Origin of the sequence: Micromonospora sp. WMMD730 (assembly GCF_049178955.1) — a bacterium.
Classification (GTDB): domain Bacteria; phylum Actinomycetota; class Actinomycetes; order Mycobacteriales; family Micromonosporaceae; genus Micromonospora; species Micromonospora wenchangensis.
The window spans coordinates 3544519-3557665 of sequence record NZ_JBMHML010000002.1; the positions used below are offsets into that span (position 1 = coordinate 3544519).

Here is a 13147-nt window from a genome sequence, read left to right on the forward strand (position 1 = left end):
CACGGCCATCGCCGCCGACGCCCGGTGTGACGTCGGCCCGGCCCGGCGGTAGCCACGTTGACGGCCCGCCGTACCCCTCGGTTCAATGTCGACCGGACCAAAATCACCAGATCCGATTCGAGCCCGGTGAACCGGGGACATCGCGCATCCGTCACGACAGCGATGTCGCCACGCCGGAAGGGACACCTCCCGTGAAATCCGATCACCCCTCCGTACTCGCCCGACTGGGGTCGATCCCCCGTCGTACCGCAGCCCTCGTCGTCGCCGGACTCGCCGTGTTGTCCATGGTGGTGGCCGCTGTCGGCTGGGGCGCGGCCGAGGCCCGCGACGACGACCTGACCGGTCGGCCCGTCTCCAAGGAACACCTGACGACCATCCAGGCCGCCGCCCGCTCGTGCCCGACGCTCACCCCGGCCCGGCTGGCCGGGCAGCTGATGGCCGAGTCGGGGTTGGACGGTCGGGCCGACCGGACCACCTCCGGCGGGCAGGGCATCGCCGGTCTCGACACCGCCGCGTGGAAGTCGTGGGCACCGTGGCCCGGCGCGGAGCGTTCCGATCCGGCCGCGAACATCCTCGCCCTGGCCCACCTGATGTGCGACCTCAGCGGCCAGGTCCGGCTGGCCGACGTCGCGGGTGACACCTGGCGGCTCTCGCTGGCGGCGTTCCACACCGGCCTCGACGAGGTACGTGACGCCAAGGGGGTGCCCACCGACGCGGTCGAGTACGTCGACCAGGCCAGCGGGTACGCCGCCTACTACGGCAAGCTGACCGCGTTCGGCGGTTCCGGCCAGCCCCGCCCCAGCTCCGGCGTCCAGCAGCCCAAGGCGGTGCCCGGCAGTTACACGGCGCTCGTCGTCCGGGGTGGTTCGGTCTGCCCCGAGGTGACGCCGCCGCTGGTCGCCGCCCAGCTGATGGCGCTGTCCGGGTTCGACGCCAACCTGCTCGGCCCCGAGGGGCAGCGGGGTGTCGCGCAGTTCCGGTCCGAGGTGTGGCAGGCGTACGGCCCGTCCGACGCCTCGGCGTGGGACCCGCAGGCGGCGATCCCGGCGGTCGGCACGGCCCTGTGCGCCCTGCACAAGGAGCTGTCCGGGCTGGAGGGTGACCCGTCGCTGCTGGCGCTGGCCGCGTACCGCAACGGCCCGGCCGCCGTGCGCCAGGCCGGCGGCGACCTGGACGCGGGGACGCAGGCGTTCCTGCGGACCGTGCGGGAGCACACCGACTACTACGCCCTGGACAACCGGCTGCGGCCGGCACCGCCGTCGGCGTCGCCGTCGCCCAGCCCGACTGTGACGCCCCCGGCGTCACCGTCGCCCAGCCCGAAGGGCAGCTCGACCGCCCCGCCGCCGCCCGCGAGCCCGTCGGCCAAGCCGGCGGCGGCACCGACCCGGCCGGCCGGTACCAAGCAGCTCGTGGGCAAGGAGACCGGGCTGTGCGTCACCGCCGGGACCAGCGACGGGGTACGGGCGGTGCTGAACAAGTGCCGGGAGGAGCGGTCGCAGTGGTGGGACTTCCGCTCCGACGGCAGCGTCCGGGCCAACGGGCTCTGCCTCGACGTGGCCTGGGGTGAGAAGAAGGACGGCACCCCCGTGCAGGTCGCGGTGTGCAGCGGCAATCCCGCCCAGAAGTGGGAGTGGATCGAGCACAACGGCCGCACCTCCCTGTTCAACCGGGAGACCGACCGCTGCCTGGACGTCGACGGGCACGGCGTCGGCGCGCCGATGATGTCCTGGATCTGCGTGTTCAACCCGAAGCAGACCTTCACCCGGCGGTAGCCGTACCGACAGGCGGGCTCCGGTGGGCACGTTGCCCACCGGAGCCCGTCGCGTCGGAACCACCGGGGCCCGGCGTTACCGGGGCCCGGCACCGGTGTCGACGGCCGGGCCGGGCACGACCGGTAGCGGGCTCAGCCGGCGAACCGGCGGCGGCGCAGCCGCAGGCCGAAGACCACGGCGACGCCGCAGAGCAGCGCGATGCCGAGGATGACGGCGAGCGCCGCGCCGGTGCTGCCCTGCTGCTGGCTGGCCACCTGGTTGCGGTCGTCGACCGCCACCGACACCGAGGCGGCCGGGTTGATCATGCCGGAGCCGTACTTGGCGTCGGGGGCCGCGCCGATCGCGTCGGCGGTGCTGCGGATACGCTCCTTGACCTGGGCGGCGGTCAGGTCGGGCTGGGCCGCCCGGATCAGCGCCGCCTGCCCGGCGACGAACGCGACGGCGAACTCGGTGCCGGTGTTGCTGACCGCCTTGCCCCCGCCCACGCCGAGGCTCGCCACGTCCACCCCGGGCGCGACCACCTCCACCGCGCCCTGCACGTACTGCTCGGCGAGCTGGTCGCCGGCACCGACGCCACCGGTGAACAGCAGCGCACCGCCCCCGGACCGGCCGGCCGGGGACGGCGGCGTCACGGCCCTGGTCGGCGCACCGGCCACCAGCAGGACATCGTGGTCGAGGGCGGTGGCCACGGAGGACGCCACCGCCGGGTCACCGAGGTCGACGTGGGAGCCGACCGCGACCACCGACGCACCGGCGCTGACCGCCACCTCGATGGCGTTCGCCGCGTCGGCCGCCCGCGCGACGCCCGAACCGCGGACCACCCGTACGGGCAGGATGGTGGCGTCCGGCGCGATGCCCACCGGGCTGCCGTCGACGCTGCTGTCACCGGCGATGATGCCCGCCATCGCGGTGCCGCTGCCCAGGCAGTCGGTGTCCCCGCGCCCGTTGCCGACGGTCACGTCCGCGCCGACCGCCACCCGGCCGCTGAGCTGCTGCACACTCGCGTCGACGCCGGTGTCGACCACCGCCACCTTGACCCCGTTGCCACGGGTCAGGGTCCAGGCGCTGTCGGCGGCCATCCGCAGCTGCGCCCAGTCCGACCGGCTGCTCGACCCGGTGGTGGCGGTGCACTTCGGGCCGTTCGCGCCCGGTCGGGGGCTGCCGCCCGTCCGGGTGGGGCTCGGATTCGGGCTCGGGCTGACGGCCTTGGGGGTGGGGTCGGCCGCGCCGGAGGGCCGGGCACTCGGGGTGGGCCGCTTGCCCGTCGGGAGCTGGCCGTACTTCACCCCCTCACCGGCCGCGTCCCAGGGCAGCACGAGCTGCCAGCCGGCCTTGAGCCGACCCGGGTCGGTCAGCCGGGACCCGTCGGGCTGCACCCGGCCGGTGTTGAGGTGGTAGATCTCCGCGGACCGTTCGCCGCTGCCGAGGAACCGCCGCGCGATCGCCGTCAGGCTCTCCGGTTGGCCCTGGTACTGCGCCGCGACCACGTAGTACTTCACGTACGGCTGCGGATCGTTGGTGGCCTTCGCCACAGCCGGCCCGGTCGGCGCCATCAGCACGCAGCCGGCCATCGCCACCGCGAGCAGGCGGGCAAGGATCGAGCGCTTCGCCAGCACTGGGTGTCCCCCTTCAGTCACCATGGCCGAGCGTCACCGGCCTTCACCGTCTATTGCGGATCAGCGGCCAGTCCGTTCAAATCAATCTGAACCAGATTTCCATGATCCTCGTCATGAGGTCAGCCGAGGGTACCGGCCGCCGATGACGGGAACGTCTCCTCGGGCCGTCCCCCCGGTGGGGACGGCTGACCGGCAGACGGGCGACCGTCCACCACCGACGGTGGCGGCGAACGACCGGCCGGGCGATCAGGTGCCGGTGGAGACGAAGGTGGGGCGGCGGTGAACGGGCTCGGGCGCACGGTGGAACCGATCGGCGGCAACGGCTTGGACCGGGTGCCGGCCACCCGCCGTTTCGACCCGCGCCGGCACCGCCGCATCGCCGGCCTGTACGACCTCTGGCTGGCCCCGGGCCCCGGCGGACGGCTGGTGGTACCCACCGCCCCGGGTCGGCCGCTCGACGCGCGGGCCGTCGCCACCCTGGTCCGGCACGGCGCGGACGCGGCGCAGGACGTCCGGATCCTCGCCGACGACGGGGCCCGGCACCTCGACCTGTTCACCGAGGTGGCCGGGTTGCTCGGGCACGACGTGCTGGTCAGCCCGGACGGCTCGGACATCAGGCACGCCATCGACCGGTCGGCCACCGGGTCCACCCGCCCGACCACCGACAGCGGGCCACTGGACGCGGTGCCGCTGGACCGGGTGACCCGTCAGCCGATGGACTGGCTCGTGCTCCAGCCACCGGATCTCGCCACCTCCCTGCCGGGCTGGTTCGCGGTGGACGACGGGCTGGTCCGTCCCCGTACCGGGGTGGTGGGGTTGCCGCTGCCCGACGGCCTCGCCCTGGCGACCCGGGCCGACTTCGTGACCAGGCGGGCCACCGCACACCGGCTCGGCGCGTCGACCGGGGTGGTCACCGTCGCGGTCACCGCCCGCTCCGGCGGGTTCCTCGTCGGCACCTACAGCGGCACCCAGGACGTGCACAGCGGCGGGCAGCTCGCCGCGCTCCTCGGCGACCTGCCACTCTACGGTGCCGACCTGCGGCTCTGGCTGACCTGGCCGTCCGACGCCGACGAGCAGGCCCGGCTCGTCGCGGAGGTGGTCGAGCTGGCCGAGACGACCGGGGCCACCGTCTGGACCCCACCCGCGGGCGGCCGGGCCGAGCTGATCGACGACCGGCGCGACCTGCGGGCGTTCGACCCGACGGGCGCGGTCGCCGCGTGGCAGGCCCACCGGCCGAGGTACGCCGACGGCCCGTCGACCCTGGACGCGACCCCCGAGGGGCTGCTGGTGTCCCGACGCGACCGGGAACGGATCGAGGTCGCCTCCCCCGCCGCCGGAGCCGTCGACACCGGCGCGGCCGACGGCCACCCGGGACCGGCCCGCGCCGACGACCCGACCCCCGGACCGGACGGTGCCGCCGCGTCCCCCTCGGCGGACCCGGCCGACGCGGCACCCCCGACACCGGACGGTGCCGAAGCCGCGGTGGCGGAACAACCGGCCGTGCCCCTCCCCCGGCCCGCCCTGGTCACCGAGAGCCGCCGCGCGGCCGACTACGGCCCGCCCTGGTTGCGGCGCGGCCAGCAGGTCAACGCCGAGACGTTCGAGGCGTACGTCCTCGTCGAGGGTGACCCGGCGCGGGCGGTCGGCAACGGGTTGCCCGGCGTCGAGTTGTTCGTGCCCGCGTTCCTCGACCCACGGTCGGCCCCGGCCGGCAGCGACCTGCTGCGGGTGCGGATCTCCCCGGGCGGCGCGATCCCGATGGCGGTGCTGCGGGCGCACGTGCCGGCGCGGTTCAAGTACGTCCTGGGCAGCCCCGACACCTACCTGCTGCCGGCCGCCCGGCTGGACCGGGTCCGGCTGGTGGGCGGTTTCCGCTGCGACGGGTTCAGCCGCCTGCTGCCCACCGTGGACGCCGACGGCGAGCCCCTACGGATCCGTGCCGCGCCCACCAACCGCTCGGTCGCCGGCCTGCCGAACGACGTCCGCCGCTGGCCCGGCTTCGGCACCCGGCAGGCGTACGCGCTGCTGCCGGCCCGGTCCCGGGGGCTGCCCCGGGGCTGGCTGCCGCTCTACCAGCAGCGGCCGGTGGCCCGGCCGGGCCGGTTGCTGGTCGAGGTGCGGGTGCCGGCGGGACGCACCGTCGACGTCGGGGCCACCCACACCATGCTGGCCGGGTTGACCCTGGTCCGGACCAGGGTGGACCGGCTGCACCGGGCCGGCGTGGACCTGGTCCTGGGCAGCCGCTCGTACGACCGGATCGTGGTGCAGCGCGCCTTCCGGGCGCAGGGGGGCGAGTGGCAGCGGATCGGGCAGCTCACCCCGGGGCCGCTGCCGTCCGCCGTCGCCGGCCTTCAGTCCGCCGTACCGGCCCGGGTGGACCCGCCGTCGACCGGGGACACCTGAACCGACCACCGGCCGGCCGGCACCGGTCCGATCACCACCGGCACGCACCGCCCCCCGGTGTCCGTGGCGAGTCGCCGCGCCCCGGCCAGCTCCGCACCGGCCAGGCCGGGGGTGAACACCACGTACGGCGCGGGCGGGTCGACGTCGGGTGCGCTCGCCGCCGGCAGCCCCGGCAGCGACCGGCACCCCTGCGGGGCCTGCCCGCCGAGCACGTCGCCCACCGTGGCCACGCCGATCCCCCCGGCCCGCAGCCGCCCGGCGAACAGGGCGGCCGTGCGCCGGCAGTCGTCGGTGTCGCCGACCAGGGTGAGCACGTCGGGTGCCCGCCCGAGGTCGACGTGCAACCGCCACGGTCCCCGGTGGCCCAGCACCAGGGGCAGGGTCGCCGGGGGCGCGGTCTCGTCCGGGCCGAGCCAGGCGTACGCGGGCGCGCCCCGGCCCGCCGCGACCCCGACCAGCCGGACCCGGATCGGCCCGAGTCCGGTCTCCAGCTCGGTGCTCAGGTACGGGACCTCGTTGCCGGCCGGCACCGCCGGACGCGGCAGATCCACCTCGGCCGACGCGCCGCCGCTCCCGGCGGATGCCCCTGCGGCCGACGCGGTGGCGGTCCCGGTCGGCTGCGGCGTCGGGGGCGGCGACACCGCCGAGGCCGGGACGGTCGGCGTGGCCGGCGGCACGGCCCGTGGCTGCGGGGTTGCGGTCGCCAGCGGCGGCACGGCTGACGGAACAACCGGTGGCGGCGGGACGGCCTGCGGCGTTTCCGGGCCCGCCGCCGGGACGGCCGGCGGTTGCAGGACGGCCGGCGGCTGCGGTGGGTCGATCGGGGTCGGTCGGGGTGGTGCCGACTGTGGTGCCCTGGGGGGCCAGACCGGCTTCACGGGCAGCCCGCCCGTCGTCGCGGGGGATGACGGACGGGTGCCGAGGACCGCCTCCGGTGCCGCCACCTCGGCCCCCGCTCCCGGCGCGGGCTCCGACGCCGGCACGGAGGCCGCCCCCGGGACCGGTTCCGTCACCGGGGGTTCCGCCGACCCCGGGATGGACGCCGCAGCCGGACCTGCGGTCGGCTCCGGCGGGGTCGTCGCCCCCTCGACCGGCACCGGCACCGGTGGCGACGCTGGGCCCGACAGTGTCGCCGGCACCGACGCCGAGGTCGGCACCGACGCCGAGGTCGGCACCGGCGCTGAGGTCGCCCCCGGCAGGGAATTCGGTTCCGGCGGGGAATTCGGTTCCGGCGGGGAGGTCGGTTCCGGCCGGACCGACGCCGGTGGGGTCGCGGCGGCCGGCAGCGCCGCCGGTTCCGCCGCCGGGGGCGACGCCGGCGGGGCGGCGGTACGCGGTGCCGGCAGGACCACCGACGGCGGCGGGGGCAGGATCGGCGGGGTGACCGCCGGCGGGGCCGGTCGCCGTGCCGGTGCCGTGACCGGCCGGGTGATCGGCGGAGCCGGCGGGGGCGACGGCGGTGCCGTCGGCGTCGACGCTGCCGGCGGCCGGCGGGTGACCGGGGGCGGTGCGGTGTCCACCTCGCCGGGCACCGGCGCGGCGGCCAGTTCGGCGGGGGTCGGGGTGTGGTGCCGCTGCGGCGGCCACGGCCCGTCGTCCTCCAGCACCAGCCGGCGGGGCCCGCCACGACGCAGCAGCAGTACGGCCACGGCGGCGAAGAAGACCGCCAGCAGCCCCGCACCGACCCGGATCAGCAGCGGGTCCAGCCCGCCGCCCGCCTGCGGAGCCTCCGGCGGCCGGGCGACGGCCCGGGTGGTCGCGGCGGCCGTCCGCGCCGGACGGGAGGCCGCCGCGGAGGACGGGGCCACCGTGCGCGGGGTCGAACCGGGGCGGGACGGGGTCGTGGCGCGCGGACTCGGACTGGCCGGAGCCGGTGACCGTGGGCCCAGTTGCGGCAGCCGGCCGATCCGTACCCCCTGGCCCTGCGCGTCCCTGGGCAGCACGAGCCGCCAGCCGGGTCGTAGGACCACCCCGTCGGTGAACGTCTCGCCGTCGGGCTGGACCCGGCCGACGTTGAGGTCGACGATCTCCCGGAACCGGTTGCCGTTACCGAGGGTACGCAGCGCGATGGCGTAGAGGTACTCCCGTTGCCCGTCGACGGGTGGCCCGACCACGTAGTACCTACCGGTTTCGGCCGGCACCGCGCTGACCGGCCGTACCGCACCCGCCGGTCGCGCCACGCCCGCCGGCTGCGCCGCCTGTGCCGGCTGTGCCGCCACGAGCAGCGCGATCCCGGCCAGCAGCACCGTGACAAAGGCCCGCCGCATCGCCACCATCGCTTTCCACACCCTCGGTCCCACCGACATCCTCCCGTCCCGGCCCCCTTATACGAACCGGGGTGCCGACGGTTCAACCCGAGCCGGATCGTCCTGCGCGTGGGCGGGTGCCGTCCCGTCAGGCCGGCGGCAGGCCGCCCGCGCGCACCGCGTCCGAGGGTCGTGCCAGGATGTGGCGATGTCGTACCCCCCTCAGCCGTCGTACCCGTCCGCGCCCGGCCCCGTCACGCCGCTGATCGCCTACCCCCAGCCGATCCCCCCGCCGCCCGGGCACGCGGTGCTGGCCGTCTCGGTCAACCGTGGTCCGTACCTGGTGCCCGTCCCGGCCACCAGCCGTTTCAAGGTCGACGGGCGGTTGGTGTCGATCCCCGGCGAGGGCACCTGGTACGTGGCCGTGCCGGCCGGGGCGCACGACATCCGCTACACGGACTTCATGGGCATCCCGATCGTCACCACCGCGCTCACCGTCCAGCCCGGACTGGTGTACCCGCTGTCGTTCCGCTTCGGCGGCTGGCGCAACCGGGTCCACGACGGGCAGGGCACCGACGTGACGAAGTTCGGCATGTGGTCGAACTACAGCCTGGTGCTCGTCATCCTGCCGGTGGTGCTGCTGCTCTGCTGCGGTGGCCTCGGCCTGATCGGCGCGCTCTCGACCTCCCCCTGACCGGCGACGCCGACCGGGTCGGGGCCGGGTAGCGTCGCCCCGATGCCTCCTGCGCCCGGACCGACCGGCCTGACCACCACGGAACGCGCGGTCGACGCCCGCTTCCGTGCCGTGCTGGCCCGGCTGCCCCGACGCGGGCCGGCCGGCTGGCTGGTCGAGTTCCTGGTCTTCGGGCTCAAGCAGGCCTGGGCGTGCGTGTTCGGCGGGGCGATGCTGGCGGTCATCCTGGCGGCCCGGCTCTGGTACCCGCAGGATGCCGCCCTCGCCCGGAACGACCTGCTGACCGTCGCCGCGGTCGCCATCCAGGCGGCCATGCTGGCCGGACGGCTGGAAACCCTGCGCGAACTGCGGGTGGTGGTGCTGTTCCACCTGGTCGGGACCGCGATGGAGTTGTTCAAGACGCACATCGGTTCGTGGTCCTACGCCCCGGACGGGGTGCTGCGGCTCGGTGCGGTGCCGCTGTTCAGTGGCTTCATGTACGCCGCGGTCGGCTCCTACCTGGTCCGGGTCAACCGGTTGTTCGACCTGCGTTTCACCCGCTACCCCCGCCGCCGGGTGACGGCGCTGGTGGCGGTCGCGATCTACGCCAACTTCTTCACCAACCACTACCTGCCGGACGTCAGGTGGCTGCTCATCGCCGTCGTCGCGGTGGTGTTCGGCCGTTGCGTGATGCAGTTCCGGGTCTTCCGGTTCCGGTTGCGGATGCCGCTGCTGCTGGCCTTCCTCCTGGTCGCCTTCTTCATCTGGTTGGCGGAGAACATCGCCACCTGGTCGCAGGCGTGGCTCTATCCCGGTCAGGTGGCCGGGTGGGACCCGGTGTCGCCGACGAAGCTCGCCTCGTGGTTCCTCCTCATGATCATCTCGGTGGTCCTGGTCACCTGGGTCTCGCCACCCCGCCCACCGGAAAAGCCACGACCGCCGGAGACGTCACCCCGACCGCCGCAGCCGGAACGTGCCACCGACGGGGGCCGGTCGGCGGTGCCGCTCGGGCCCGGGTCAGCGCAGCCGGCGGGCGGTGAACCGGGCCGGCGGGTCGGCGATGGCGTCCTGGGCGGCGACCAGTTGGATCTCCCGGGTGCCCGCCGCGAGGGTCCGCTCCAGCACGGTGAAGACCGAGGAGATGGTGCGTTCCAGCGCGGTCGCCGGTGAGCCCGTCGTCCGCAGGTGGGCCAGGTAGAGCGCGGCGGTGACGTCGCCACCGCCGTTGGGGTTGATCGGCAGCAGCGGCGTGGTCACCGCCCAGGCGCCCTCGTCTGAGACGGCCACCACCTCCAGCGAGCCGGCCGGCACGTCGTCGTGCAGCACGCTGGTCACCAGCACGTCCCGGGGGCCGGTGGCGCGGACCACGTCGACGGCGTCCAGCACGGCGGGCAGCGAGGTGGTCGTCCGGCCGGCGAGGTAGTCCAGCTCGAAGTGGTTCGGGGTGATGATGTCGGCGCGCGGGACCACCACGTCACGCAGGTACTCCGGAATGCCGGGCCGGACGAACATCCCCCGCCCGGTGTCGCCCATCACCGGGTCGCAGCAGTACACCGCGTCCGGGTTGGCGGCCCGCACCCGGTCGGCCGCGGCGAGGATGACCGCACCCATCGCCGGATCACCCTGGTAGCCCGACAGCACCGCGTCGGCGGTGCCGAGCACCCCCCGGTCGGCGATGCCCTCGATCACCTCCGCCACGTCGGCCGGGGCCAGCAGCGGCCCGCGCCACGCGCCGTACCCGGTGTGGTTGGAGAAGTGCACGGTCAGCACCGGCCAGACCTCGTGCCCGAGGCGCTGGAGGGGGAACACGGCCGCCGAGTTGCCGACGTGGCCGTAGGCGACCGAGGACTGGATGGACAGGATCTTCACCGGCCCATCATGGCCGTTCCCCCCGACACCGCGGGTACGGGCCCACCGATTCGCCCCCGCGTCGCCGACCTCCCGGGTCGGACCGGGGGGCGGTGGCGGTTCCGGCCGGCCCCGGTGGTGCAGGCGGGGTCGGCCGGAACCGTGCTCAGGTCAGGTCGAGGGTGTACTGCGCGGTGTGCACCGTCCCGTCGACCTGGAAGTCGAAGAACGCCCGGTAGCGGCCCGCGCTCGGGGCGGTCAGCCAGAACCGCACCGTCCCGTCCACCAGTTCCTGGTCCGGGTGGACGTGCACGTAGCCCAGGTCGCCCTCGCGCACCACCACCAGGTGCCCGTACGCCCCCAGGTAGCGCTCCAGGCGGGCCGGGTCGACGCCGTCGAGCCGGAAGGACAGCGGCACCGTCACCCCCACCGTGGGGGTGCCGCCCATGGTGACCGTGAACGGCCCGGCCGTCGACTGCGACGCGGCCGGCGGCAGCGGGACCGGGGTGTGCGCGCCGGGCACCTGGTGGTCGACCCCCAGCACCAGCGGGACCGTGGTGCCGTCGGCGCCGGTCACCGAGAAGTCGGCGTAGATGCGGTAGCCGCCGGGCCGGGTCAGCGTCAGCGGGACGCTCCAGGTGCCGTCCGCCGCCATGGTCGGGTGCAGGTGCTGGTAGCCGCTCAGGTCCCGCCCCACCACGACCATGTGCAGCGGCTTGTCGTGGACGACCGCGAACCGGGTCGCCGCCTTCCCGTCCGCGCCGACGATGCGGAACCGGTAGTCGGCCCGTACGCCTGCCGGTTGGGTCCGGGCCGCCGGCTCGACGGTGTAACCACCGGCGTTGACCGACAGCCCGGTCACCTGCGCCTGGGCCCCACCGGCGTCGCCGGGATGGGTGTGCGCCCCGGTGCCGGGCCCGTGCTGGTGCCCGTCCCCGGCCGCCGGCGCCGCACCGGTGGCCGGCGGGGCGGCGGTGGTGCCGTCGGCGGGCCGGGCACCGGAGCCGATCCGGCCGAGCCCGAAGCCCGCCAGCAGGGCCACCACCAGCCCTCCGACCAGCAACGCGAGACCCGTGTTGCCCAGCCGGGACCCGGGGTGCGGCGCAGGAGCGGCGGATACCGCCACGCCGGTGCCGGAGTCCGTCGCGTCGACGTCGGCGGACGTCGCGGCGGAGGCCGCCTCGTCGGGCCCGGAGGTCGCCTCGTCGGGCCCGGAGGTCGCCTCGTCGGGCCCGGCCTTGACCGTGACCATTCCCGCCGTGGCCGCAGCCGGCGCGGCGGAGGGTCGTTTCGCCTTGCCGGAGGCCGGAGCAGCCGGGGCGGCCTGGGCCGCCGCCGGGACCGCCTTGGCCGAGGCCGCGCCGGTCCTGGCGGGGGTCGTCACCGACGCGCTGACCACCGTACGGCGGGCGGCGGCCGGACGGGCCGTCTTCCTGCCGCCACCCGTCGCCTTCGACCGGTTGACGCGGGTGCCGGAGCCCGGCCGGGCGGCCGTCCCCCCAGCGCGGGGCCGGCCGGTGGGCCGGGTGGCGGGCACCGGGCGACGTCGCCACGCCGCGAAGCTGACCGCCGCCGCGACCAGCACCGCGCCGCCGGCCCAGGCCAGCCATCCGAGGCCGTTCCCGTCCTCGTCGGGGGCGGCGGCCGGCGGGGTGGCCGGCGCGGCGGCGGTCACCGGGGCGGTCGGCACCGCGGAGGCCGCCGGGCCGGCGTGGCCGGAGGTGGCGTGCTGTTCGGCGGCGGCCACCAGCGCCGGATCCGGCTGGTCGACGGGGGGCTGCCAGCCGGACGGCGCGGCGGTCGGCCGTCCGGTGTAGCGGAAGGTCATGGTGCCCCGGACCGGCTCGCCGTCGGAGGCCACCGACAGGTAGCTCACCGCGTACTGGCCGGCCGCCGGCAGGTGGGCCAGCGTGACCACCGCCGGGAAGCCGGTGCTGTACTCCTTCGGCTCGAACTTGCCGTCGACCAGCAGGTACTCCCGGACCGGCTTGTCCAGGGGCCGGGGGGAGCCGTGCCGCCAGCCGTTGTCGACCCGGCCACCGCCGGGCCCGGTGACGGTGAAGTACGCGTTGGCCGCCACCTGCTCGGTGAAGTACAGCTCCACCGTCGTCAGCGGCTCGGCCACCGTGGCGTTGGCCGCCGGGGTGGACATCGCCAGGGTGCCGTGCGCCTGCGCCGCAGTGGTGGGCAGCAGGACCGCCGCCGCGGCGAACACGAGGGCGAGCAGGCCGGCGAGGGTACGCCCGGCGGGTCCGGTGGCTGGAGGGGGACAGCGCATCGGATCATCCTCACGAAGAGTGGACTTCAATCAATAGTTCACTAACTTTTTACGCAGATGGCAAAAGTTTTGGCTATGGCGTCCCAACCTGAGGTCGGGATGATCAAAACTCGTCCCCGGCTCCGCACCCCGCGTCCGGCCGGTCACGGTGGGCCTCCGTACCCAACCCCGGTACGGATGATCCGCCGACGCCTCCCGTCCGTACCAGTGGGCGGGGATGACGCCGGGTATGCCGTACGCTCACCCGGGACCTACTACACCCCGTCGTTACCGTTGGCGGACGACGGCGGAGCACGACAGGCGGCAGAACC

7 protein-coding genes and 1 pseudogene are annotated in these 13147 nt (G+C 75.5%); 4 read left to right on the forward strand and 4 right to left on the reverse strand.

All coding sequences use genetic code 11. From position 1 onward, the window contains the following. The first annotated feature begins 191 nt into the window (after window positions 1–191). A complete protein-coding gene (locus ACN265_RS15525; RefSeq protein WP_421408354.1) occupies window positions 192–1772 on the forward strand; it encodes a ricin-type beta-trefoil lectin domain protein in 1581 nt (526 codons plus the stop codon). A gap of 131 nt (window positions 1773–1903) precedes the next feature. On the opposite strand, the gene ACN265_RS15530 is transcribed toward ACN265_RS15525, so the two are convergent. Beyond that, a complete protein-coding gene (locus tag ACN265_RS15530) occupies window positions 1904–3388 on the reverse strand; it encodes a S8 family serine peptidase (RefSeq protein ID WP_421408356.1) in 1485 nt (494 codons plus the stop codon). Window positions 3389–3667: 279 nt separating this feature from the next. On the opposite strand from ACN265_RS15530, the gene ACN265_RS15535 reads away from it, so the two are divergent. Then, window positions 3668–5791 carry a hypothetical protein gene (locus ACN265_RS15535; RefSeq protein WP_421408358.1) on the forward strand — a complete coding sequence of 708 codons (2124 nt, stop codon included), beginning with the start codon at window positions 3668–3670 and terminating at the stop codon, window positions 5789–5791. Here ACN265_RS15535 and ACN265_RS15540 read toward each other — a convergent pair. After that, window positions 5740–8091, reverse strand: a complete 2352-nt coding sequence (locus tag ACN265_RS15540; protein ID WP_421408360.1) for a hypothetical protein — start codon at window positions 8089–8091, stop codon at window positions 5740–5742. The two genes, ACN265_RS15535 and ACN265_RS15540, sit on opposite strands and share 52 nt — an antisense overlap. 154 nt (window positions 8092–8245) lie before the next feature. On the opposite strand from ACN265_RS15540, the gene ACN265_RS15545 reads away from it, so the two are divergent. Continuing rightward, the gene (locus ACN265_RS15545; protein ID WP_420116873.1) at window positions 8246–8731 is read left to right on the forward strand and encodes a hypothetical protein; all 486 of its coding nucleotides are present in this window, start codon (window positions 8246–8248) and stop codon (window positions 8729–8731) included. A gap of 42 nt (window positions 8732–8773) precedes the next feature. Next, a pseudogene (locus tag ACN265_RS15550) lies at window positions 8774–9763 on the forward strand (DUF817 domain-containing protein); the annotation flags it as partial. Here the strand turns inward: ACN265_RS15550 and pdxY are convergent. Then, window positions 9728–10579, reverse strand: a complete 852-nt coding sequence (pdxY, locus tag ACN265_RS15555) for a pyridoxal kinase PdxY (RefSeq protein WP_204924451.1) — start codon at window positions 10577–10579, stop codon at window positions 9728–9730. The pseudogene ACN265_RS15550 and the gene pdxY overlap by 36 nt on opposite strands. Before the next feature lie 145 nt (window positions 10580–10724). After that, entirely contained in the window at window positions 10725–12836 is a 2112-nt protein-coding gene (locus ACN265_RS15560) for a copper resistance CopC family protein (RefSeq protein WP_421408363.1), read from the reverse strand. Window positions 12837–13147: the final 311 nt, after the last annotated feature.